General features: G+C 38.7%; 21 protein-coding genes. 18 read left to right on the forward strand and 3 right to left on the reverse strand.

The features are described from left to right. Positions 1–101: 101 nt before the first annotated feature. The 10 genes from SK086_RS09930 to ctlX all read left to right on the forward strand — a co-directional run bounded on the left by SK086_RS09930 (position 102) and on the right by ctlX (position 13,298). Positions 102–1,385 carry a citrate synthase gene (locus SK086_RS09930; protein WP_290877530.1) on the forward strand — a complete coding sequence of 428 codons (1,284 nt, stop codon included), beginning with the start codon at positions 102–104 and terminating at the stop codon, positions 1,383–1,385. Positions 1,386–1,444: 59 nt separating this feature from the next. Next, positions 1,445–2,542 (forward strand): acyltransferase family protein, encoded by a 1,098-nt coding sequence (locus tag SK086_RS09935; protein WP_324691352.1) that lies wholly within the window; start codon positions 1,445–1,447, stop codon positions 2,540–2,542. A 256-nt stretch (positions 2,543–2,798) separates the two neighbouring features. Then, complete coding sequence (locus SK086_RS09940; protein WP_324691353.1) at positions 2,799–3,872, forward strand: DegT/DnrJ/EryC1/StrS family aminotransferase; 1,074 nt, start codon at positions 2,799–2,801, stop codon at positions 3,870–3,872. Then, on the forward strand, positions 3,869–4,522 hold the full coding sequence (locus tag SK086_RS09945) for an acetyltransferase (RefSeq protein WP_324691356.1): 654 nt from the start codon (positions 3,869–3,871) through the stop codon (positions 4,520–4,522). The genes SK086_RS09940 and SK086_RS09945 overlap by 4 nt, the downstream gene beginning before the upstream one ends. Positions 4,523–4,524: 2 nt before the next feature. Then, positions 4,525–5,451 (forward strand): glycosyltransferase family 2 protein, encoded by a 927-nt coding sequence (locus SK086_RS09950; RefSeq protein ID WP_324691358.1) that lies wholly within the window; start codon positions 4,525–4,527, stop codon positions 5,449–5,451. Then, positions 5,435–6,709: a hypothetical protein gene (locus SK086_RS09955; protein WP_324691361.1), complete on the forward strand. Its 1,275-nt coding sequence runs from the start codon at positions 5,435–5,437 to the stop codon at positions 6,707–6,709. The genes SK086_RS09950 and SK086_RS09955 overlap by 17 nt, the downstream gene beginning before the upstream one ends. 342 nt (positions 6,710–7,051) lie before the next feature. Further along, positions 7,052–9,328 carry a beta strand repeat-containing protein gene (locus tag SK086_RS09960; protein ID WP_324691364.1) on the forward strand — a complete coding sequence of 759 codons (2,277 nt, stop codon included), beginning with the start codon at positions 7,052–7,054 and terminating at the stop codon, positions 9,326–9,328. A 2-nt stretch (positions 9,329–9,330) separates the two neighbouring features. Then, positions 9,331–11,298, forward strand: coding sequence for a T9SS type A sorting domain-containing protein (locus SK086_RS09965; protein WP_324691367.1), 1,968 nt, complete (start codon positions 9,331–9,333; stop codon positions 11,296–11,298). A gap of 80 nt (positions 11,299–11,378) precedes the next feature. Next, positions 11,379–12,293, forward strand: a complete 915-nt coding sequence (locus tag SK086_RS09970) for a dimethylarginine dimethylaminohydrolase family protein (RefSeq protein ID WP_324691370.1) — start codon at positions 11,379–11,381, stop codon at positions 12,291–12,293. A gap of 69 nt (positions 12,294–12,362) precedes the next feature. Beyond that, complete coding sequence (gene ctlX / locus SK086_RS09975) at positions 12,363–13,298, forward strand: citrulline utilization hydrolase CtlX (protein WP_324691372.1); 936 nt, start codon at positions 12,363–12,365, stop codon at positions 13,296–13,298. Positions 13,299–13,375: 77 nt separating this feature from the next. On the opposite strand, the gene SK086_RS09980 is transcribed toward ctlX, so the two are convergent. Continuing rightward, positions 13,376–13,990: a chromophore lyase CpcT/CpeT gene (locus SK086_RS09980; protein ID WP_324691374.1), complete on the reverse strand. Its 615-nt coding sequence runs from the start codon at positions 13,988–13,990 to the stop codon at positions 13,376–13,378. 10 nt (positions 13,991–14,000) lie between these two features. Continuing rightward, positions 14,001–14,636: a MarC family NAAT transporter gene (locus SK086_RS09985; protein ID WP_290875115.1), complete on the reverse strand. Its 636-nt coding sequence runs from the start codon at positions 14,634–14,636 to the stop codon at positions 14,001–14,003. Between the two features lie 85 nt (positions 14,637–14,721). On the opposite strand from SK086_RS09985, the gene SK086_RS09990 reads away from it, so the two are divergent. Continuing rightward, a complete protein-coding gene (locus SK086_RS09990) occupies positions 14,722–15,087 on the forward strand; it encodes a CoA-binding protein (RefSeq protein ID WP_324691378.1) in 366 nt (121 codons plus the stop codon). 240 nt (positions 15,088–15,327) lie between these two features. On the opposite strand, the gene SK086_RS09995 is transcribed toward SK086_RS09990, so the two are convergent. After that, on the reverse strand, positions 15,328–16,824 hold the full coding sequence (locus SK086_RS09995) for a sodium:solute symporter (protein WP_324691380.1): 1,497 nt from the start codon (positions 16,822–16,824) through the stop codon (positions 15,328–15,330). A 177-nt stretch (positions 16,825–17,001) separates the two neighbouring features. Between SK086_RS09995 and recR the strand changes: the two genes are divergently transcribed. From recR to rfbB, 7 genes are all read left to right on the forward strand, one after another. Continuing rightward, complete coding sequence (gene recR / locus SK086_RS10000; protein WP_324691383.1) at positions 17,002–17,622, forward strand: recombination mediator RecR; 621 nt, start codon at positions 17,002–17,004, stop codon at positions 17,620–17,622. Between the two features lie 76 nt (positions 17,623–17,698). Then, entirely contained in the window at positions 17,699–18,493 is a 795-nt protein-coding gene (locus tag SK086_RS10005) for a polysaccharide biosynthesis/export family protein (protein ID WP_324691386.1), read from the forward strand. Between the two features lie 11 nt (positions 18,494–18,504). Further along, positions 18,505–20,967: a polysaccharide biosynthesis tyrosine autokinase gene (locus SK086_RS10010; RefSeq protein ID WP_324691388.1), complete on the forward strand. Its 2,463-nt coding sequence runs from the start codon at positions 18,505–18,507 to the stop codon at positions 20,965–20,967. A gap of 3 nt (positions 20,968–20,970) precedes the next feature. Continuing rightward, on the forward strand, positions 20,971–21,957 hold the full coding sequence (locus SK086_RS10015) for an SDR family oxidoreductase (RefSeq protein WP_324691390.1): 987 nt from the start codon (positions 20,971–20,973) through the stop codon (positions 21,955–21,957). Positions 21,958–21,970: 13 nt separating this feature from the next. Then, positions 21,971–23,362: a UDP-glucose 6-dehydrogenase gene (locus SK086_RS10020; RefSeq protein WP_324691393.1), complete on the forward strand. Its 1,392-nt coding sequence runs from the start codon at positions 21,971–21,973 to the stop codon at positions 23,360–23,362. Positions 23,363–23,416: 54 nt separating this feature from the next. Continuing rightward, on the forward strand, positions 23,417–24,694 hold the full coding sequence (locus tag SK086_RS10025; protein ID WP_324691396.1) for a nucleotide sugar dehydrogenase: 1,278 nt from the start codon (positions 23,417–23,419) through the stop codon (positions 24,692–24,694). A gap of 93 nt (positions 24,695–24,787) precedes the next feature. Then, positions 24,788–25,834, forward strand: coding sequence for a dTDP-glucose 4,6-dehydratase (gene rfbB, locus SK086_RS10030; RefSeq protein ID WP_324691399.1), 1,047 nt, complete (start codon positions 24,788–24,790; stop codon positions 25,832–25,834). Positions 25,835–25,845 lie beyond the last annotated feature (11 nt).

Genomic DNA, 25,845 nt, shown 5'->3' on the forward strand with positions numbered 1-25,845 from the left:
ATAATTAACGAAAACGTTGCCGTAATTCTTTTTTATTTCGTTTGTATTTCCCTAATTTTGTTAAAATATTAATTTATCAGACCTAATTCCCATATTATATCATGTCTAAAACAGCTATATTAGAACTTGATGGCCAAAAATATGAGTTTCCTGTAATCGTAGGAAGTGAAAATGAAGCCGCCATCGACATTGAAAAACTACGTGCCTTAACCGGTGCTATCACCTTAGATCCGGGGTATAAAAATTCAGGATCATGTCAGAGTGAAATTACTTTTTTGGATGGAGAGGAAGGCATTCTTCGTTACCGTGGTTATGCTATTGAAGACCTAGCTGAAAAAGGCAATTTCTTGGAAGTTTCTTATTTAGTTATCTTTGGTGAGTTGCCTACAAAAGCCCAATTAGAGCAGTTTGAAAACGACATCAGAAAATATACTTTGGTCAACGAAGAGATGAAAAACATCATCGACGGTTTCCCTAAAACAGCTCATCCTATGGGCGTTTTATCTTCGTTAACCAGCGCCTTGACCGCTTTTAACCCAAAAGTAGTTAATGTAGAAAACGAAAAAGAAATGTATGAAGCCGTATGCAAAACCATGGGTAAATTCTTGGTGATTGCTACTTGGACATATCGTAAAATGATGGGTTATCCGTTAAACTACTACGATAACACTAAAGGCTATGTTGAAAACTTCATGCGTTTGATGTTTGAATTGCCAACCGGACCTTACCAAATCAATCCGGTAGTCATTGATGCTTTAGACAAACTATTCATCCTTCATGCCGATCACGAGCAAAACTGCTCTACGTCAACTGTAAGAATTGTGGGTTCGTCTCATGCCGGTTTGTTTGCTTCTATCTCTGCGGGAGTTTCAGCTCTTTGGGGTCCATTACACGGAGGTGCCAACCAAGCGGTGTTAGAAATGTTGGAAGCTATTCAAAAAGATGGTGGCGATGCCGATAAATATTTAGCCAAAGCTAAAGATAAAGATGATCCGTTCCGCTTAATGGGCTTCGGTCACCGTGTGTACAAGAACTTCGACCCAAGAGCTAAAATCATTAAAAAAGCAGCCGATGAGGTATTGAATACTTTAGGGGTGAATGATCCTATTCTTGACATCGCCAAAAAATTGGAAGCTGCTGCTTTAGTAGATGATTATTTTGTATCCAGAAAATTATATCCTAACGTAGATTTCTATTCCGGTATTATTTACCGTGCCTTAGGTATTCCAACCGAAATGTTTACGGTTATGTTCGCCATCGGACGTTTACCGGGTTGGATTGCCCAATGGAAAGAAATGCGTATCAACAAAGAACCTATCGGAAGACCAAGACAAGTATACACCGGTTATCCGTTAAGAGATTTTGTTCCAATGGATAAAAGATAACAAGATTTTGCATACTTTTAAAACTTCCCGAGAGGGAAGTTTTTTTTTAATCTTAATTCATGGATGTAACCCAAAACAAAAGACTACAACAGCTTGATTTTTTAAGAGGTATTGCCATTTTATTGGTTTTGCTGCGACACAAAAAATTATTTTCATTCACCGTAACTATGGGTTGGATAGGTGTAGATTTGTTTTTTGTGTTAAGCGGTTTTTTGGTGTCCGGACTTTTATTTAAAGAGTATCTGAGATTCGGGAACATCAAGCCCGGATTGTTTCTGATTCGTCGCGGATACAAAATTTATCCGATTTATTACCTTACTTATTTTATATATGTCATTCCCTTTCTAATTAAAGGCAATTTGGAATTAGACAGGGTTGTAGCCGATTTGTTTTTCTTTCAAAACTATTACAACGGTTGGGGCTACACTTATGCGGCCAGTTGGTCTCTTGCCGTTGAAGAGCATTTTTATTTTGGATTAGCCCTACTTTTGTGGATTCTTGTTACCAGTAAGTATAAGGATAAATTAATGGCTAATTTAGCTGCTGTTTTGATAGGTTTGATGTTGCTGGTGTTAGCTGTCAGAGTAGTGACTGTTTGGTCTAATGATGCATCAAGTGTTCACAATATAACCTCTTCGCATTTGAGAATAGATTCTCTATTAATGGGCGTTTTGGTGTCTTATTTTTATTATTTCAAGTTGGACAAACTTAAGTCAATATTCTTTCAGAATACTCGTCTTTTATTTTGTCTATCCTTTTGCTTGCTCTCATTTACGCCATTCATTAAAATTGAACATTCGCTTTTTATTCAAACGTTAGGGTTTGTATTCCTTTATATAGCGTTTGCTATCATTTTAGTTTTTTTTTTATTGAAAGAAGGAATAGTATCACAGCTGAATGCTACTTTTACCAAACCAGTTGTAAATTTGGTTTCTAAGATAGGCTACTGTTCCTATTCCATTTATGTAATACATACAGCTGTAAATTATATTTTCAGAACGGGAATAACTATTTATCTTGGGATAAATGTTCATCCGATAATTATTTTTTTTAGTACTTCAATAGTAAGTGTAATTTTAGGAATAATGATGACGAACACTATTGAGGCTTATTTTTTGAAATTAAGGGATAAGCGATTTCCATCGAGAAGGGAATAATTTTTTTTGATTTGTCTGGTATCGCATTCCTCAATAGTCTTTTTCCAAGAGCTATTGGTTATTGTTAATCCCAAAGACCTGGTTACTATTGAAGGGATTGAATAAGTCTGCTTTCAATTCCTCTAAAGTCAAAGTCAAAAGGTTTCTCTTTTTTCATTTTAACATCAGTAAAGGATAAAAGAAGTATTTCGCCTTTTTTCTTTTGAATTTTTACACAATATATTCGTTTATTTGTGAAGCTTTTAGTGAAACCAACATGATCAACGTTACCAAAACCTTTTTTCCGCCCATCGAAGAATACCAAGCTCAACTGCAAAGGGTTTGGCAAAACGAATGGCTTACCAATCGCGGTGCCTTGGTTTTGGAGTTGGAAGAAAAACTAAAAGCCTATCTTCAAGTCAATTCGATTTTAATAACCAACAACGGAACCATTCCGTTGCAAATTGCTTTGAAATTGTTGGGGAAAGGCGGCGAAATCATTACCACGCCGTTCAGTTATGTGGCTACGACAGCTTCCATACTTTGGGAAAATTGTACGCCGATTTTTGTCGACATTCATCCCGACTTTTTAACGATAGATGAGACGCAAATTGAAGCTGCCATTACACCTAAAACTTCAGCCATTTTGGCGACTCACGTTTTTGGTAATCCTTGTAATATTGAATTGATTGAGCGCATAGCTCACCAACACGGATTGAAAGTTATTTATGATGCCGCGCATTGTTTTGGTGTTTCTTACCAAGGCCAATCGGTTTTTGAATACGGCGATGTGAGCACTTGTAGTTTTCACGCAACCAAATTGTTTCATACCGGAGAAGGCGGTGCTGTTTTTTGTAACGACGAAAAATTAATGCACCAAATCTATTACAGTCATAATTTCGGTCACGACGGTCCGATGGCTTTCCATGGGTTAGGGATTAACGGAAAGATATCGGAATTGCAAGCTGCAATGGGTTTGGCTGTTTTACCGCATTTGGAGCGCATTATTGCGGCTCGTAAAGAAGTGGTCGGTTTTTATCTGAATACATTGAATTTCGAAGTCTTGACCACCATGAAGTTGCGCGAAAATACCCATTGGAATTACAGTTATTTTCCGGTGATTTTTGAAACCGAAGCCCAACTCTTGCGCGTGCAAAAGGCTTTAAACGATCACGAAATTTTCCCACGTCGTTATTTCTATCCTTCGCTCAATAAAGTGGGTTATATCAAAGATACCGCTATGCCGATTTCCGAAAGCATCGCCCAAACTATTTTATGTTTGCCGTTATCACACGCTTTGGAGCCGGATGATGTAGCGCAGATTGTCAACTTAATTAATGCTAACTTATGATTGTCATTGGAGCCAAAGGTTTTGCCAAAGAAGTTTTGGAGGTTTTGCAGCAATGCAACCAAACCGAAAACTTGGCGTTTTATGACGATGTAAATGAAATAGGGGAAAAGCTATACGAAACATTCCCGATTTTGAAAAATGAAGCACAAGTAACGCAATTTTTTAAAGCATACGGCAATCAATTTACCATTGGTATAGGCAATTCGTTGTTGCGCTACAAACTTTACAAAAAGTTCACTAATTTGGGAGGCGAGATGATTTCTATGATCAGTCCGCTAGCCCAAATCAGTAGTTATGAAGTAACTATTGGTGCCGGAAGCAATATATTAATGAATGCGGTTTTTTCGAATAGTGTTACCATTGGCAAAGGTTGTTTGGTTTATTACAACGCCATGATAACGCATGATTGTGTGGTGGGTGATTTTGTAGAAATTTCTCCGGGAGCCACTTTACTCGGGCGATCTACTGTAGGTTCATTTTCCAGGATAGGTGCTAATGCTACCATCTTACCCGATGTTAAGATTGGAAAGAATGTAACTATCGGAGCCGGTGCTGTAGTTACTAAAGATATACCGGATAATTCCATAGCTTATGGAATTCCTGCAATAGTGATGAAAACTGTCGAACCTTTTAATGAAAATATGCAATGAAGTTGTCTTTTGTAATACCGGTTTTTCGCAACGAAGGTTCTATTACACCAACTTATGAAAAGATTACCGGGTTGATGCACAAACTGTCACTCGATTACGAGTTTGTTTTTGTAAATGATGGTTCCGATGATAATTCCATGCAAGAGTTGACCGCTTTACACGAAAACGACTCAAAAGTTAAAGTCCTTTCGTTTTCTCGAAACTTTGGTCAAGTACCTGCTATTATTGCGGGGATGAAAGAAGTGACCGGAGCCGCCGCAGTAAGTATGTCGGCCGATTTACAAGAGCCTATCGAGTTAATCGAAAATATGATTTCCAAATGGCAATCCGGCAACGAAATTGTCATTGGGCATCGGGTAGACCGTGAAGATAGTTTTATCGCCAACAAAGCTTCTGCCGTATTTTACAGTTTGATGAAATATGTCAACCCAAAAATGCCTAAAGGTGGTTTTGACTTTTTATTGATAGACCAAAAAGCCATAGCTGTTTTCAACCAGATTGACGAGAGAAATCGCTTTTTCCAAGGTGATATTTTGTGGTTGGGCTTTAGTGTGGCTTTTATACCATATAGTCGTTTAAAAAGAACCATTGGGAAATCGCAATGGACTTTATCTAAGAAACTCAAGTATTTTATCGATGGCTTGTTAAATACTTCATACATTCCCATCCGATTGATGTCGCTTTTAGGGATTATCATTTCTTTCTTTGGTTTTCTGTATGCCATTGTTATTGCTTACAATCGCTTCATCAACAATACACCTTTTGAAGGTTGGGCGCCCATTATGATTTTAATTCTGATTATTGGCGGTTTGATTATGTTGATGTTGGGTATCATAGGCGAATATGTATGGCGAACCTATGACGAAACCAGAAAACGACCGCTTTACATTATTAAAGACAAATTGGCCAAGGATGAAACGACTAATTGATTTTACCATAAAAAATCCGGTATTGATTACCGCATTGCTGTGTGTAGTATTTTATTTTCTGCCGTTCAAGCCCAAGCCTTTCGGTGATGGGCAGTTCCATACCGGAACCCAACAATTAATTGAATTTATAGCCAACGGTTTTCAGGGTAATATCAATATCGACAAAGGCTTTTTGACCCTTTTTTGTTATTTGATTCCTTACGCTATTGTTTATGCTTTTCACGATGACCGCTTGTTTTTTTTGAGTGGCGTTATCTTCAGTTGTATTTTTGTTTGTTTGTCGGTTTTCTATTTGTTCAAAGCATTTACCATTTTACATTTTACCGATAAAGCTAAACTTTACGTCATAGTGCTTATGTCGCTTTTTCCGATACATATTTATTATGCTATGGGCATTATCGGTGAAGCGTTCGGTTTTTTCGCGTCTAGTATGCTGATTTACTTTTGGGCTAAGCATTATGCCGGTGTAGCTCAAAAAGCGGATTATTTTCGTTTGGCTTTGAGTTTGGTTTTATTATATGGTATTAAACCGAATATGTTGCCTTTTGTTTTTGTCATGACACTCTACGTTTTGATACTTAAACTACCCAAAGCGAGCAAGGTATATTTTGCTATGGGTATGGCTTTGGTACCGATATTTATATTAGTAGAACGCAGTTTGGACAATTCCAATTTCGAGTTCAAAAACAGGGTTTTTCGACAACAGCTTCTTTGGTCACGCTATGAATTACGTGATGAGCCGTTGAATTGGATGCCGCAACATGGGCAAGACAAATTTGCTTCTAATGACTATCTCAATAATTTAAAGAAAAGAAGAGAACTCGATTCCATTTGTACAGCTAATAAATACGACAAAACGGCTTATTATGTACAATGGGTTAAAAACGATATATTGACTAATCCGGGTTTAACCTTGCGCCAATATTCGCTCAAGTTTTTCCAAGCCCAAAGTTTTATCATCTCGCCCTTAATGAAGTCTGACAACAGCAAAACGATAAAATACGGGATGCACATTTATATCAATCTGATTAATTACATTTTAGTCATCGTAGGTCTTTTGGCCATGGTTATTTTACTGCGAAGAAAAGAATACCAATTGTTCCTTCCGTTTTTATTTTTCTGGGGTTGGGGATTGTTGTATGTCTTTGTTTTTCATTCAGAACAGCGTTATATGTTCCCGCTCAGACCGGTTTTACTATTTTTATTGGCTTATTGGATTTCGACTCGAAATCACTCACAAAGGCAAGCTTTACTTTAACCTGAATTCATCCATCATTATACTTCTGTATTAGCATCCTTACAAAGGATGCTTTTTTGCTTTTTGTAGCGTATAAGAATATTATTTCTTTTTCATATTTATTGATTTACAGTTGTTTATTGTTTTAATTTAAAAAAGTAAGAAAAATAAATGTATAAAATATAAAAAAGTGTATTTCATCGAATAAATATGTTTTTTATGGATTTTTTCAAAACATAACTACTATATTTGAATGTGTTAAAGAAAGCAAATTTTAAGATGATTTCTTTGACCAAGCCCAGCCAGAAAAATCATGAACAAATGAGTGTCAATTAATTTTCTAATGCCCCAAATCTTTTTGTTATGAAAATGAAAAATTACTTCTTTTACACAGCACTACTTGTTTTAGGAACCATTGCTCGAGGTAATGGTCAAGTTGATAATACTTTTTCAGGTGATAATGCCGGTGGTAATAATACCGGTAGTTTTAACACTGCTTTCGGTAAGAATGCTTTGTCGGACAACTCAAGCAATAGTAATAGTGCTTTTGGTAATGATGTATTGAAAATTTCTCAAGGCGGATTCAATTGCGCTTACGGAAACGAAGCAATGCGATTTAATACTACCGGAACTTTAAATGGTGCTTACGGTACTCGTAGTTTGTTCAGGAATACTACAGGTTCTGCCAACATTGCGGTTGGTCACAGGGCTTTAGAGGCTAACACTACCGGAAACAACAATACTGCCGTTGGGTATTCTTCTTTACTATTTAATGTGGGAGATGATAATATTGCCATCGGAGCATTGACACCAAGAAATTTGTTAACCGGAAACGCTAATATCTTCATTGGAACGGAAACCGCTATCAACTTAAAAAACGGAAATTTTAACGTGTTTTTGGGTAGAGTGCGTCTGAATAATGCTTTTTCTTCAGACAGATTAGCCGGATTCAATACAGATAAAACTATTATCCTTGCCGACGGTAACGGTAATCAGCGTTTGTTTATTCATAGCAACGGAAATACCGGATTGGGATTGGGAAATAACATTATTCCTGCCAACAGATTAGATGTAAATGGAGGTGTAGTCATCGGAAGAAATTTTGTACCAAGATACAATACCTTAGATACCAATCCAATCATAGCACCTTTAAACGGAATGTTGGTTGAAGGAAGTGTCGGAATCGGAACTTCGGCTCCGGGCAATAAAGTCGAAATCAAACACGGCAGAAACGGATTCTCAGGGTTGCGTTTTACCAATTTAACCAGCAACTTCAATCCTACATCTTCTTTAGTGACTAACAAGTTTTTAACAGTAAACGAAAATGGAGATGTGGTTTTACAAAACTTACCTGGTGCTACAGGAAGCAATGTAATGTCTTCCAGTGCTAATATTATGACTACTAATGTTAATAATATTCTGGCTTCAGCACCTATCGTTAATTCAATTTCTAACACTATTAATACAAGTAACCAGTTGATTACAACGGTAAACGGAGTAGCCAGTGCTCCGGTAAATTTACCGCCACGTGTTACTCAAACTTTATCACAATCAGGAAATGTAATTACCCTTTCTAACGGCGGCGGTTCATTCACCTTGCCTACCTTTACCGATACAGATACTGATGCACAGTCATTAGCTTTAAGCGGTAACGTTTTGTCTATTTCAAACGGGAATAGTGTTACTTTGCCAACTTTCACCGATACGGATACCGACGCGCAATCATTGGCCTTGAGCGGAAATGTATTGTCAATCTCCAATGGAAACAGTGTGACTTTACCGGCTCAATCGCCGCAAACCTTATCACAATCCGGAAATGTAGTGACACTTTCTAACGGTGGCGGTTCTTTCACATTGCCTAGCTTAACAGATACTGATGCACAATCATTAACCTTGACAGGAAATGTATTGTCAATCTCTAACGGAAACAGTGTTACTTTACCACCGCATACGCCTCAAACCTTATCACAATCAGGAAATACCATCACGTTGTCTAACGGCGGAGGCTCTTTCAACTTGCCAACCACTAGTGTAGTAGCCGGAACCAATGTAACGGTAACCGGAACCGGAACTACAGCTAATCCTTTTACTGTAAGTGCCAACGATACCAGTCTTTACGCTAACAACGGAATCATCAATCAAGCGACAACCGTAAGCGGAAACAGAGTAGTAGATATGAACAACAGCAATATCTGGTTCAGCACTGCGAACAGTACTTCAAATGGTAAAATGTATTTAGGGTCAACTGCGGTTTATCCGAATGCTACAGGAAATTACCGATTGTTTGTTGAAGGTGGTATCTTAACTGAAAAAGTAAAAGTGGCTTTAAGAAGCTCAGCCAATTGGGCGGATTATGTGTTTGCTAACGACTATAAGCTTATGCCGTTAAACGAAGTGGAAGCCTTTGTAAAAACCAACAAACATTTGCCGGGAATTGACTCTGCGGAGCAATTAGCCAAAGACGGAATAGATGTAGCGCAAATGCAATCCAAACAAATGGAGAAAATTGAAGAACTTACTTTATACATCATCGACCAAGATAAAAAAATAGCCGAGCAAGCCAAAGCCTTAGAGAAAAACTCGAAAGAATTAGAAGCTTTGAAATTGCAAATTCAAGCCTTGATTGATAAAACGAAATAGTTATGGTTAAGATCTGTAAAATAGCGTTTATCAGTGTCTTGCTGCTGTGTTCGGGGAAGGCTTCTGCCCAGCTCGATCAGTATCTGGCTGATGAAAATCGAAGAATCGAAGAATCGAATCAAATCGAAAAAGAAATCGTGAGTTTCATCAATGACAACTTTAAAAACTATCGTTTGTCTAAAGAAATCACCAACGAAGTGATCCAACACTTGCGTGAAGAAGAGGAATTCTCAGACGAGGAATTGCAAAGAGCAATAGCCAATGCCAAAATTTACGAACTGAGAAAGTTGTTTTTTGTTCAAAATCCGGATAAAAAAGAATTTTACATCGCCAAAAAACCATCACCAACCATCATGCAAACTTGTGTGAACGGCGACTTCGAAAACAACACTGCCGGTTATACTTTTTGGTCTGATGCGTATCCGCAACCGGATTCGGGCGAAGCTTTCTTTCTCTCTTGTGCCACACCAACCACTCCAACAGCTTCCAATATGGTTACGCCAACGACCAACAACTTCGGCTCTACGATTACTTTAATCGACAGCGGAAGTCCGGGTTACCAAATGTTCGATCCAACTTTGGCCGGATTAGGGGTTAATGTGCCAACCTTAAACGGAAATGGTGTTTCTAAATGTATCAAGTTGAATAATGCCGGCGGATTTGGTTCTTCGGATATCACCACCATGTCGCGTACTTTCACGTCTATTGATCAGCCTACCATCGATTTCAATTTTTCATTGATAATGGACAACAAACCGGCTCACGGTCAACCTATTCAGCCGTTTTTCAGAGTCAGAGTTTACGACCAAAATAACAATATAGTGGATGAGATTTGTATCATTGCTAATCCCGACAACTGTTTGTTTAACCGATTAATCGTAAACAATAACCGTCGCGTTTTATATACCGGTTGGATTTGTGCCCGTTTGAATGTAGGTGAAATTCTAAACCAACCCGGAAGAATTGAATTCACCATCAGCGACTGTCAACCTTCTGCGCATTTCGGAACGGTTTATATTGATAATATTTGTGGTCTGACTTGTGCTGTGCCGCAATTGGGAGCCTTAAATACCAACCCGACAGAAATAAACTGTCCGGATATGAGCGGTACTACACCAATTGAAGTTTGCGGAACTTACCAACCACCGGTTAATGCCACTTTAAACACTATGTCGCTTAACATCATGCAAAACGGCGTAGTAGTATCAACTATTGCTGCTCCATCGCAACTTACGTCAAGCACGTTTTGTTTTACTGTGCCGCCAAGTCAATTCGGCGTAGCGCCAAGCGGTGATTTTGAGTTTGAAGTAAATGCCACTTTTAACGTAGTTTGTCCGGCCGGAACTTTTGTATACGATATCTCAGACAGTTCCGCTAATGTTGGACCTGATGTAACATTCAATAACTGTTGTCAGCCCACATTAACCTTAGTTTCGCCTGCCGATGACCACAACAATTTAGCGACTCCGGCAGTGAAAGAAAGAGAGCGCTCCGATTGGATTAAAGCGGCCAATATTGTTTCGGTAGGGGATAATGTTACCGGTAACGGTGTAGTGTATCATGCAACCAACTATGTAGAACTCAATCCGGGTTTTGAAGCGGTTTCGGGTTCGCAATTCGCAGCTTATCCTGAAGGTTGTACCGATAATTTTGTGTACAAACAGGCTGAGGTAAAAGAAGCTAAAACCATAGTTTCGGCTTATGATACTAATGTGAATTTAGTCAAATTGGCCTACGGTTTTGCTATAATTCCGAATCCGTCCAGCAGCACCATCGAAATTGTGATGAAAGACGCTCAATTTAATAAAGTCAATATTACTTCCATAGATGGTAAAGTAGTCTTAGATCGTCCTATCGAACTCACCGACAAAACCCGTTTGGATGTCAGTGGTTATGCCAATGGTGTGTACATTATCAACATTACCTCTGAAGACGGTCGAATCCACACCGAGAAACTCATCAAGAATTAGTAAATTGTCCAAATACTTTTAAACAAAGCTTCTCCTAACCGAGAAGCTTTGTTATATTTGTCCATTACCAAAACTAATTTATGTTAGCCTTAAATGTAAAAAATGAAACTTCCCGACTCAGGGCAGTGGTGCTGGGTTCGGCCGAAAATAACGGTCCGACGCCTTCCGCCGAAGAAGCTTATGATCCAAAATCCTTAGAGCATATCTTGGCAGGGACTTATCCCGTAGAAGCTGATATGGTGAAAGAAATGGAAGCGTTTAACCAAGTGTTTCAAAAATATGATGTGCAGGTTTTTCGACCGAAAATGATTGAAAACTACAACCAAATCTTTACAAGAGATATCGGTTTTGTAATCGACGACGTGTTCATCAAAGCCAATATTTTGCCCGACAGAGAACGAGAACTCGATGCCATCCAATACGTTATCGACCAAATCGATCCGAAAAAAGTGGTTCGTCCACCTGAAGAAGTCCATATAGAAGGCGGAGATGTAATGTTGTGGAACGATTATATCTTTATAGGAACGTACAAAGGTTCCGACTACAAAGACTACATTACGGCCCGAACCAATATGCAGGGCGTGAATTACATCAAAGCATTATTTCCACATAAAAAAGTCAAAGAATTTGATTTGGTGAAATCAAAACTCGAAGCCCGAGATAATGCCTTGCACTTAGATTGTTGCTTCCAACCGGTTGGCAAAAACAAAGGTATCATCTACAAAAGTGGTTTCCGTGAGGAATCAGATTATGTTTTCTTGGTGAAATTATTCGGTAAAGAGAACTTATTCCATATCACTCGCGACGAAATGTACCACATGAATTCCAATGTGTTTTCTATCGATGAAAACGTAGTGGTTTCGGAACGCAACTTTACCCGACTCAACCAATGGCTGCGTAAAAACGATTTTATAGTAGAAGAAATTCCATACGCCGAAATTGCCAAACAAGAAGGTTTATTAAGATGCTCAACTTTACCGTTGATTAGAGATTAAAAATAGGTTTCAAGTTTTAAGTTGACCAACCCGAAACTCGAAACTTTGAAACTTTAAAACAAAACAAAAATGAAACAAACAACCAACGCCATACTCATGATTCGCCCGGTGGCGTTTCGTATGAACGAACAAACAGCGGTAAATAATTATTACCAAAAAGTACTCGATGGTTTATTGCCGGAAACCGTAAACGCTAAAGCCCAAGCCGAATTTGATGCTTTTGTGGCCAAATTGCGAAAAGCCGGTATACAGGTTATTGTAGTAGAAGACACTGTAGAACCCAATACACCCGACAGTATTTTCCCGAACAACTGGATTTCCTTTCACGAAAACGGCGATGTAGTCTTGTATCCGATGTTTGCCGAAAACCGCCGTGCCGAACGCCGAGAAGATATTTTGGACATCTTGGAAGATGAAGGTTTTGTGATTAACGAAATTATGGACTATACGTCGGCCGAAGAAGACAATGTGTTCCTCGAAGGTACCGGAAGTTTGTTGTTAGACCGCGAAAACGGAAAAGCCTACTGTGCGCTTTCGCCTCGTGCTGATGAAGAATTGATGATTGAATTTTGCGAAGATTTCGAATTCACACCCGTAATTTTTGAAGCCTTTCAAACCGTAAACGGCGAGCGAAAGCAAATTTATCACACCAATGTTATGCTGACTTTAGGCGATACTTTCGCGGTAATTTGTGCCGACTGTATCGACGACAAAAAAGAACGCAAAATGGTGTTAGACAGCCTGCGAGGTGACGATAAAGAAGTTGTTTTAATTACCGAAGAGCAAGTCAATAATTTTGCCGGAAATATGTTAGAAGTCAAAGGTAAAGATGATAAAAGGTATTTGGTAATGAGCGAGTCGGCCTATAAAAGCCTAACCAAAAAACAATTGGCCCAATTGGAAGCCCATGTAGAAATCATCCATTCCAGTTTAGATACTATCGAAGCTTGTGGCGGCGGTAGCGCGCGTTGTATGATGGCTGAAATTTTCCTGCCGAAAAACTAAGCTAACCTTAAAAACAGCAAATCCCAAATTCCGTTTAACAATTGCGGAATTTGGGATTTTTTTTGAGAGGTAATCCCCTATATTTTAATGAATTCGTAACCACCTTTGGTAGCGCCCCAAACTTGTTTCCCGTCTTTGTCAAAACCTTGATCCCAAGAATGAATTGTGTTTTCGGTAACGGTAACTTTAGAATTGGCCCAACTGGCACCGCGCAGTTCACTCGGACAGGTTTTATCACCGGTAGCACCTTCAAAACGATTTTTTCCGGTGCGCTTTAAAACTACTTCACAACCCGATTTTAATTCGATGTCAGCTTCGGTCAATTGGTCATATACTTCCGGAGTCGCCCATTTGCCAATCCATGCTTTTTCGTCTTTCAAGGTATAAATTTCACTGATAAATTCGTTGCCCCTTTGCGATACTTTGTAAATCCTAACCCGATAAGGTTTGTCTTGCTTGTCGAAAATGGCTTGTTCAACAAACAAATAATTCCCTTTAGATTTCCATATCGGAGTCATTCTTAATGATATGTTGTAATAATCCTTATCTGCCAATGCTTGTTTTTCCGAAGAATAATGGCCTTGCATAATGCTGACCAATTCTTTCAATTCCGTGCTATCGGACTGGTTTTGGCTGGTTTTACAACCCACAGTAAGCAAAACCGCTACAAGTAATACAATGGTTTTTTTCATGGTAATAAAATTATATTCCTCTAATGATACTCAAAACCGCACTGATAATGTATTGAATACCAATGGCTACGGTTAAAAAGCCTACGATTCGGGAAATTGCTACAATGCCCGAAGCACCAAGGTATTTGGCCAAATAATGAGCGCTTCTCAAAATCAAAAAAATCAACAATGATACGATAACAATCGAGAAGACTGAAGACAAAATTTCAGGCGTAGAATGATGGTCTTGGTTAAAAGCAATCAACAACGAAATCGAGCCCGGACCGGCCAACATCGGCATAGCCAATGGTGTCAACGAAATGGAGCTTCGGTGTTGCAAATCTTCTTCCACTTCTTTGCTGATACCTTTTCGTTTTTTCGGATTGGCATTAAGCAAACCAAATCCGGAGCTGGCAATCAAAATCCCGCCGGCAATGCGCAAGGCCGAAATGGTAATGCCGAAGAAACGCAACACGTATTCTCCCACAAAAAAGGAAATCAATAAAATAATACAAACGTTAACAGCGGTCATCAGCGACACTCGAGAGCGTTCGGCTTTCTCATAATCTTGGGTCAAACCCACAAAAAACGGAATAACGCCTATCGGGTTCAATACCGAAAATAAAGCACCCAACAACACAAAAAAAGTATTCAAAAAAATTTCCATGACTATAATGTTTGTATCGCCACAAAGATAGATAAAGAATCAAAGTGCGTGTTAATTTAAAAACATTATTCCTTAAATTTACCCAATGAAAAACAAGAAAACACTGGTGCTTGGTGCCAGTACCAATCCGGAGCGCTACGCTTATAAAGCCATTGAAAAACTGACTGAAAAAGGACATGCTGTTCTGGCCATCGGACAAAAAACCGGTGAAGTGGCCGGTGTAAAAATCCACACTAAAACTATTCCTTTGAAGAATATCGATACCGTAACGTTGTACCTCAATCCGTTACGCCAGCGTGACTATTACAACTACATCATCGAGACTAAACCCAAGCGCGTCATCTTCAATCCCGGAACAGAGAATCCCGAGTTTTACCAATTGCTACAAAGTAACGGTATTAAAATAGAAGTAGCTTGTACATTGGTTTTGTTGGCTACCAATCAGTATTAGTAAATGTCATTCCGAGCGTAGTCGAGGGATAGTAACGCTATGATTGAAACGAATAGGAGAAGCGGCACGAGTGAAATGAATTGGCGAAGCAATGGTTCGGGCTCCTTTGTAATCCGTATTCCTGCTTTCCGTTGCAATCTTTTTTGTTAAACGATTTGTCATTTCGACGTAGGAGAAATCTCAACAAAAAAGGATTTCCCCCGAAGCTTCGGGACAATCAGGGCTAAATAGATTTCCATTTTAGTATCGGGTATTTTCCGTCGCCGGTTTGCTAATCAGCCACAATCCGATAAATGTAATCAAACCATTCACGATAATCAGCTCGTTATCCAACACATAATTGCCCAGCAATTCTGCTGAGTATTTGCTGATAAAGAAACAAATGGCCGGTGCTGCTATACAAACTATCGGCACTAATTTGTCGTGTACCGTTTTGGTTTTAACAAACAAGCCAAAGGCATACAAGCCTAACAACGGACCATAAGTATAAGACGCAATTTTAAAAATCATTTTCACCACCGAGGCATCGTTCACTGCATTAAAGAAAACAATCACCAAAAACATCAAAAACGAAAAGCCCAAATGCACCAAATGACGCGTTCTAACCACATTGGATTTGTTTTGGTTTTCGGCTTTGTCCATACCTAAAAAGTCCACACAAAACGAAGTCGTTAAAGCCGTTAAGGCGCTGTCGGTTGTGGCAAAAGTTGCTGCAGTCAAGCCCAGCAAAAAAACTACCGCCGGTACTATCGTTAAATGATGGAAAGCAATTTCAGGGAACAATAAATCGGTGCGCGCCACACCATCAACCATCGGAACCGCAATACCGTTTTTCTCGGCATACAAGTACAACAAGGCACCAACGCTCAAAAAGAAAATATTAATCAGCACAAAAATACCGGTGAAAGTAAACATGTTTTTTTGGGCTTCGCCTATGTTTTTACAGCTGAGGTTTTTCTGCATTAAATCCTGGTCCAAACCAACCATCGCAATTGTGACAAAGATGCCGCCAAGTACTTGTTTCCAGAAATAATTGCCTTTCAAATAATCTTCGAAAAAGAAAATTTTAGAATAGTTGCTTTCTTTTACGGTTTCAAAAGCTTGCAGCAGCGATAAATCTAAACTTTGACAAATAAAAATAATCGTCAAAAACACCGATGACACTAAGAAAAACGTTTGTAGCGTATCGGTAATGATAATCGTTTTTAATCCGCCGCGGTAGGTGTATGCGAAGATTAACCCTAAAGAAATCAGTACAGTAAGCGCAAACGGCACGTCAAAGGCATCAAAGACGTAGCGTTGCAAGACAATCACTACCAAATACAATCGGAAAGCCGAACCAATAGTGCGACTGATTAAAAAGATAGAAGCTGCGGTTTTATAACTCACAGTGCCTAAGCGCTGTTCGATATAGCCGTAAATCGAAGTCAGGTTCATGCGGTAATACAAAGGCAGCAAAACCTTGGCAATGATTAAAAAACCAATGGCATTGCCCAGCACAAATTGAAAGTATTTGAACTGCAAATCGGGATTGCCAACTTCACCCGGAACCGAGATAAAAGTCACCCCGGACAGTGCGGTGCCAATCATACCGAAAGCCACTAAATACCATTTGGAGTTTTTATTAGCTTTGAAAAAAGTATCGTTGTCGGCACTTTTTTTACTAACTAAATTAGAAACCAAAAGCAGTATTCCGAAGTAGATGATAATGATAATCAATATAGTGGTTGGTGTCATAAGTTTGGTTTTACAGTGAGCCAAAATACAAAATTAATGTAACAATTGGTTAATGGAATACTACAGCAATGTTAATAATTCAAAGCCAAAAAGTTACATTGATTCATCACTCTATTAATTCATTCGCTACATTGAATTATCGCTACATTAATTCATTAAAATAACTACTTTTGTCACATGGAATTTTCGTCAAAACTTTTAGAAAGAGCCGTCAACGAAATGGCGCAATTGCCCGGAATAGGGAAGCGTACTGCTTTACGGTTGGTATTGCATTTGCTGAAACAACCGACAGAGCAAACCCAGTTTCTGACACAAGCCTTAACGGCTATGCGTGAGGAAATTAAGCTTTGTAAATCGTGTCACAACATCTCAGATTTGGAAGTCTGCGAAATTTGCAGTAATCCTTCCCGAAACCACAAAATCATCTGTGTTGTTGAAGATGTTCGCGACGTAATGGCCATCGAAAATACCAACCAATTCAAAGGAATTTATCACGTTTTGGGTGGCAAGATTTCCCCAATTGACGGTATTGGCCCCAGTCAGTTAACTATCAGTTCGTTAGTGGAAAAAGTCAGATCCGGTCAAGTTGAGGAGTTGATCTTTGCTTTAAGTTCAACTATGGAAGGCGATACCACCAATTTTTACATCTTCAAACAAGTCAAAGATTTTGAGGTAAGAATCTCTGCTATTGCCCGTGGAATAGCCGTTGGCGACGAGTTAGAGTACGCCGATGAAGTTACCTTGGGACGCAGCATTTTACATAGGATTCCGTTCGAAAATTCGCTAAAAAATATATAGCAAAATAAAATAGGCTACATTTTTTGTATTTAGATTTGAAAAACTATCTTTGTTTGCAATTTTTTTTATCAAGGTAATGAACAGAATCACCCTATATATTCTCTTATTATTCAGTTTCTTTTTTACTTCTTGTATCCCTTCTAAAGACTTAATTTATCTGCAGGAAAAAAATAAAAGTACTGCCAGTCAGCCGGTTGAACCGGTTGCATTTAAACCTTACAGGTTACAAATCAACGACATCTTAAACATTAAAATTAAGGCGATTGATCCCGAACTGGTAGAGATTTTTAATGCATCGGCACAATCGCAATCAGCTGCCGCAGGAAACGAGTTGAGTAACTATTTTAATGGCTATTCGGTAGATGACCATGGAAACATAAGACTGCCGATTTTAGGGGAAGTGAATGTTTTAGGTCGAACCACAGAAGAAGTCACTGCTATTATTGAAGGGCGATTGTTGAAAGAATATTTCAATAAACAAGCCGGAGTTTTTGCAGTCGTGAAGTTAGCCGGATTTCGTTATACCATTAATGGAGAAGTGAATACTCCGGGTACTAAAGTGTTGTATCAGGACCGTGTAAATTTGATGGAAGCCGTTGCCAATGCAGGTGATATCACAATTACAGGTGATCGTAAACATGTAAAAGTCATCAGAAGAACCACCACCGGTAACGAAACATTTTCAGTAGATTTAACCGATAACAATGCTTTTAATTCTCCTGCGTTTAACTTACAGCCTAATGATTATATTTTAGTCAATCCGGTAAAACAAAAAACTTGGGGTACCGGTAAGACAGGTATTGAATCTTTATCTACAATCATCACTGTTTTATCATTGGCTACCACGACTTTCTTATTACTTAAAAATTAAATGCTTAATACATGCTGGATATAAAGGATTTTTCTTTTTTCGAAAAACAAAATAGCTTTGATTTTAAGAGTTTTCTAATCAAGATTGTAAGTTATTGGAAATGGTTTTTGGTTTCTTTTGTTATCACTTTCTCTATTGCGCATCAGGTTAACATTAGAAAACAAAAAATATATGGAATAGGAACTACTATTGCTGTTAAAGAAGAAAACAATCCTTTTTTTACCTCCACTACCAGTTTAGTTTTTAATTGGGGCGGTACTTCTGATAAGGTTCAAATGATTTCTACTACTTTAAAGTCGAGATCCCATAACGAATTAGTGGTTGATGAGTTGCAATTTTACACGGATTATTTGGTTAAAACCGACTATTATTTAAAGGATGTTTATGGTCAAGTGCCGTTCAAAATAACTGTTGACAAAACAAAAGGGCAATTGCTTGAGCAATTTATTAAGGTAAAGTTGATTTCATCGGATACTTATCAAGTTGCTGTTTCATTTCCCTCGAATACTGCTAACCTGATAAATTATTCCGAGAATTCTATTGCTAATGTTCCAATTTTTGAAACCGAAGTGGTTAAAAAATTTAGGGTAGGGCAAGAAGTTAATCTTCCTTTTTTAAATTGGAAATTAGTTTTGACCAAGTCGCCCAAGGATTATATAGGTAAAGAAATTTTGATAAGGTTTAATGGTTTCGATGAAACGGTTAATACCTATAAAGGATTAGAGGTGGAAATAGATTCAAGGGCGGGTTCTATCATTCGTTTAGGCATGCAAGGCACTAACAAAGAACGAATGGTAGATTATCTTAATGCCACAGTGCTAAAGTTGATTGAAAAGCAATTGGAGCAAAAAAATAAGTTTGCAGACAATACCATTGCCTTTATTGATAAGACCTTGATGCGAATGGAGGGAGAACTCAAGGATTCCGGCGAGGATTTGAAAGATTTTAGTCGTAACAACAATATCCTTGATATAGAGGATAAAGGAGCCAATTTTAAAGAGTTATTGACCAGTAACGATATCAAAAAGGAAGAGGTTGAACGCAAGTTAGCCTACTTGTACTCTTTGAAAAATTATTTGAACGGTAGTGTTGATTTTTCAAAATTACCTGCGCCAACAGTAGCTGGTATCGAAGACCCTAACATTGTGAGTAACGTGGCTAAGTTAATAGCTTTGTCTATTGATAGGTCGAATATGGTTTATTCGGCCAAGGGAAATATTTTTTATGAGCGTATCGATAATGAAATCCAGTCGGTAAAAAAGGTTTTACTTGAAAATGCGAATTCCTTAAAGAATGCTTTACAGTATGATCTAAAACAGGTAGACTTGAAAATTGGACAGTTGGAAAGCGAGGTTAAAAAGCTTCCCGAAACCAATCAAGTCTATTTGAACATATCCCGTAAATATGATTTGAATAATAATATATACAACGCCTATTTGCAAAAACGAAGTGAAGCTTCCATAGTAAAGGCAGCCAATTTGTCTGATATTCAGTTTATTGATCCGGCCAAAGATGTCGGCGGCGGATTGTTAGGGCCAAAAACAGCGGTCAACTATGTGTTGGCGTTTTTTATCGGTTTTTTTATACCTTTGGTTATAGTGTTCTTTATCTTCTTCATCAGTAACTCAATTCAAAATATTGATGATATTTCGTCAATTACTCAAATTCCGATAATAGGTATAGTAGGAGTAAAGCATACTGAATCTAATTTGTCTGTTTTTGAGCGACCGAAATCGGCACTGTCGGAGTCATTCCGTGCGATTCGTTCATCGTTACAGTTTTTATACAAAAAGCAAAGTTCGGAAGGCGCCAAAACGCTAATGTTGACTTCCTCTGTGAGTGGTGAAGGAAAAACTTTCTGCTCTTTAAATATTGCCACAGTTTTTGCATTGAGTGAGAAGAAAACAATCATCTTGGGACTTGATTTGCGTAAACCTAAAATTTTTGACGATTTTAATATTTACAACGATGTTGGGGTCGTAAATTATCTCATAGGTCAGAAAACATTAGAGGAAGTAATTCAAAAAACACATATTCCGTATTTAGATGTTGTCACTTCCGGACCAATTCCGCCAAATCCCTCCGAGTTGATTTTAGGTGAAACGATGAAAGAGATGATTGAAACCTTAAAAAAAGAGTATGACTATATTATACTTGATACACCTCCGGTAGGTTTGGTCTCTGATGCCTTGGAATTAGCGCAATACAGCGATGTTACGCTATACATTGTAAGACAAAATTTCACTAAGAAAGAAATGTTGACCTTGCTGAACAACCGAACCAAGCGAGGGGAATTAAACAACATCAGTATCGTTTTTAACGGTTACGAAAATAAAGCCAAATATGGTACCGGATATGGTTACGGATATGGTTATGGCTATGGTTATGGCTATGGTTATTCTAATGGCTATCATGAAGATGACGAGCCTAGAGGATTTTTAGCCAAGTTGAAATATAAATTATTCAAGAAATAAAATATGAGTGCAGTATCTAAATCGGTTTTGATTACCGGAGGTGCCGGTTTTATCGGTTCTAATCTTTGTGAGTACTTTTTGCAAAAAGGGTATCGCGTGACCTGTTTGGATAATTTTGCTACGGGACATCGCTATAATATTGCCCCTTTTTTGAGTAATGATAATTTTACTTTGCTGGAAGGAGATATCAGAGATTTAGCGACTTGCAATAAAGCAGTTGCCGGAGTTGATTACGTATTACACCAAGCCGCTCTAGGTTCGGTGCCGCGTTCTATTAATGATCCTATTACCAGCAATGAGGTAAATGTAAGTGGCTTTTTGAATATGTTGGTTGCTTCAAGAGATGCCGGTGTGAAACGCTTTGTGTATGCTGCCAGCTCTTCCACCTATGGGGATTCGGAAAGTTTGCCTAAAGTAGAAGAGACTATTGGGAAACCGCTTTCGCCTTACGCCATCACCAAATATGTTAACGAGTTATACGCTGATATTTTTGCTAAAACTTATGGTTTGGAAACTATTGGCTTGCGATATTTTAATGTTTTCGGAAGAAGACAAGATCCTAACGGTGCTTATGCTGCGGTAATTCCGAAGTTTGTATTGCAATTGGTGAAGCATGAAAGCCCAATTATCAATGGCGATGGCAATTACTCTCGAGATTTCACTTATATCGATAACGTGATTCAAATGAATGAATTGGCGATGACAACGGAAAATACTGAGGCCTTGAACACGGTGTACAATACCGCTTTCGGCGACAGAACGACTTTAAATGATATGGTGCATTATTTAAAAGAATACTTATCGGAATTTGATCCGACCATTGCTGATGTTGCTGTGGTTCACGGGCCAAACCGACTAGGCGATATACCGCACTCTTTGGCCAGTATTGATAAAGCCCGAAAATTACTGAATTACCAACCCGAGTTTTCCTTTCAACAAGGCTTAAAAGCTGCTGTTGCTTGGTATTGGGAAAATTTAAAAAAAGAATAAATTACAGTTGAGAATGAAAATAACTAACATTTGTTGTATTGGAGCCGGATACGTGGGAGGTCCGACTATGGCTGTTATAGCCGAAAAATGTCCGCATATTAAAGTGACCGTAGTGGATTTAAATGAAGCCAGAATTGCGGCTTGGAATGATGACGATATCAATAATATTCCGATATACGAACCGGGACTGAATGAAATTGTGGGGAAAGCCAGAGGTAAGAATCTTTTCTTTTCAACCAACGTTGATAAAGCCATAGATGAAGCGGAGTTAATTTTTATTTCCGTGAATACACCAACCAAAACATATGGTACCGGAAAAGGTATGGCAGCTGATTTAAAACATATAGAATTGTGTGCTCGTCAAATTGCAAAGGTGGCTAAAAACGATAAAATCATCGTAGAAAAATCAACCTTGCCGGTGCGTACAGCCGAAGCTTTGAAAAGCATTTTAGACAATACCGGTAATGGTGTTAAATTTCAAATTCTATCTAATCCTGAATTCTTAGCCGAAGGAACTGCAGTACAGGATTTGTTGAGCCCGGATCGAGTTTTAATAGGAGGTGAAACTACTCCTGAAGGACAAAATGCCATAGAAGCTTTAGTAGATGTTTATGCGAATTGGGTGCCGAGAGAGCGCATTTTAAAAACCAATGTATGGTCGTCTGAGTTGTCAAAACTTACGGCTAATGCCTTTTTAGCACAGCGTGTTTCTTCTATCAATGCCATTTCTGAATTGTGTGAAAAAACAGAGGCTAACGTAAACGAAGTGGCCAAAGCCATCGGAATGGACAGCCGTATCGGTTCGAAATTCCTAAAAGCGTCTGTTGGTTTCGGAGGATCATGTTTCCAAAAAGACATTCTCAATTTGGTTTATATTTCCAAAGCTTTCGGCTTGAACGAAGTGGCCGATTATTGGGAACAAGTCATTATTATGAATGACCATCAAAAAAGACGTTTCTCTAAAAATATAGTGCAAACACTTTACAATACCGTTTCGGGTAAAAAGATTACTTTCTTGGGTTGGGCTTTCAAAAAAGATACCAATGATACTCGTGAATCGGCCGCAATTTATGTTGCCGACGATTTGATTAATGAGCAAGCGCGTATAGCCCTTTTTGATCCTAAAGTAGAACAAAAACAAGTGTTGTCCGATTTGAATTATTTGGATACCCGTCAACCGGAAGAAAATGCCAACAGTATTACGACTTTCCAAAATCCGTATGAAGCTTGTGCCGATGCGCATGCCATTGCGATTTTAACCGAATGGGATGAGTTTAAAACCTACGATTGGCAAAAAATTTACGACAGCATGTTGAAACCGGCTTTTGTATTTGACGGCAGAAATTTGTTGGATGCTGAAAAAATGAGAGCCATCGGTTTTGTATATCAATCTATAGGTTCTTAAGTCAGTGTCTTTGTCACCATCATAATAGCGTTAAATCAGTTAATTTTTTTTTTCATGAATACCAAAATTGCAGTTATAGGATTAGGATATGTTGGGTTACCATTGGCCAGACTATTTGCTACCAAATATCCGGTTGTGGGGTTTGATATTAATCAAAATCGCATCACCGAATTGAATTCGGGGATGGATGCCACATTGGAAGTAACTGAAGACTTGCTCAAACAAGTCCTAGTCACACAACCTTCTGACGCTAATGGACTGTACTGCAGTTGCGCTTTAGAGGATATTCGAAATAGTAACATCTATATTGTTACAGTACCGACTCCGGTAGACAAAAACAACCGACCTGATTTAACCCCTTTGTACAAATCGAGCGAAACCGTTGGCAAAGTATTGAAAAAGGGAGATATCGTTATTTATGAATCAACCGTTTATCCCGGTGTAACTGAGGAAGAATGTATCCCGGTGTTGGAACGCGTGAGCGGTTTAAAATTCAACATTGACTTTTTTGCAGGCTATTCTCCGGAGCGTATTAATCCGGGCGATAAAGAACATACTGTTGAAAAGATCCTGAAAGTAACTTCGGGTTCTACACCTGAAATCGGTCAGAGAGTCAACGAACTATACCAATCGGTAATTACCGCCGGAACGCATTTGGCGCCTTCCATCAAGGTGGCCGAAGCGGCTAAAGTGATTGAGAATTCCCAACGAGATATTAATATTGCTTTTGTTAACGAATTGGCTAAGATTTTTAATTTATTGGAAATTGATACACATGCCGTTTTGGAAGCCGCGGGAACCAAATGGAACTTTTTGCCTTTCAAACCCGGATTGGTAGGCGGACATTGTATAGGGGTTGATCCTTATTATTTAGCGCAAAAAGCCCAAGAAAAGGGCTATCATCCGGAGATTATTTTGGCCGGAAGAAGACTTAACGACAGTATGGGTGAGTATGTAGCTTCGCAAGTGGTGAAGTTGATGATCAAAAAAGGCATCACCATCAACCAAGCCAAATTGCTGATGATGGGTATCACGTTTAAAGAAAATTGTCCGGATGTTCGCAATACCAAAATTGTCGATGTGGTTCACGCCTTGGAAGATTACGGTATAGCAGTAACCATATTTGACCCTTGGGCCAAACCGGAAGAAGTAAAACACGAATACGGATTAACAACAGTTAATGCGTTACCTGACAGTGCTTTTGATGCCATTGTTTTGGGCGTAGCGCACAAAGAATTTGCTGACATCGACTTTACCTTACTTAAAACAGCCAACAGTGTTATTTTTGATGTGAAAGGTGTTTTGAAAGCCACTGCTGATGCCCGACTTTAGGCTGTTGTAAAGTTTTAGGAAAGGCTTTGCTATAGCGGCTTTGCCATACCAACTTCGAGCTTAGGCTCATTATGTCCTTTTAATTTGATTAGCATGAAAAAGATTTTAATTACAGGTGGTGCAGGATTTATCGGTTCTCATGTGGTGAGACGATTTGTGCAAAACTACCCTGACTATCATATTTATAATTTAGACGCCTTGACTTATGCCGGTAATTTGGAAAATATTACCGATATTGAGCAATGCGATAATTATACTTTTATCAAAGGAGATATAGTGGATGCTGAATTTATCCAAAGTCTATTCCAACAACACCAATTTGACGGCGTCATTCATTTGGCGGCTGAATCGCATGTAGATCGATCTATTACTGATCCGTTGGCTTTTGTAAGAACCAATGTTATCGGAACGATGAACTTGTTGAACGCGGCCAAAACCATCTGGAAAGACAATGCCGATGGCAAGCGATTTTACCACGTAAGTACCGATGAGGTTTACGGTACTTTAGGCGCTACCGGTTTGTTTACCGAAACAACACCTTACGACCCGAATTCTCCTTACTCGGCTTCAAAAGCGAGTTCCGACCATTTTGTTCGCGCTTACGGAGAAACCTATGGTTTGCCTTACGTGATTACCAACTGTTCTAACAATTACGGTCCTAATCATTTTCCGGAAAAATTGATTCCGCTTTTTATTAACAATATCATCAATAACAAACCTTTGCCGGTGTACGGTGACGGTAAATACACCCGTGACTGGCTTTTTGTAAAAGACCATGCGGTGGCCATTGATTTGGTTTTTCACCAAGGTAAAAATCACGAAACCTATAATATTGGCGGTTTTAACGAATGGCAAAATATCGACCTTGTGAAGTTGCTGTGCGCCAAAATGGATGAGAAATTAGGCAGAACTCCGGGAACTTCCGCACAATTGATTACTTACGTTAAAGATCGTCCGGGTCACGATTTACGTTATGCCATAGACGCCACCAAAATCAATAGAGAATTGGGTTGGCAACCATCGGTGACTTTTGAAGAAGGTTTATCCCAAACCATAGATTGGTATCTGGCCAATGAAGACTGGCTGAAAAATGTCACTTCCGGAGCTTATACTAAGTATTATGAACAGCAGTATTCCTAAACGTACATTAT

The sequence above is a fragment of the Flavobacterium cheonhonense genome (assembly GCF_035671315.1).
Taxonomy (GTDB): Bacteria; Bacteroidota; Bacteroidia; order Flavobacteriales; family Flavobacteriaceae; genus Flavobacterium; species Flavobacterium cheonhonense.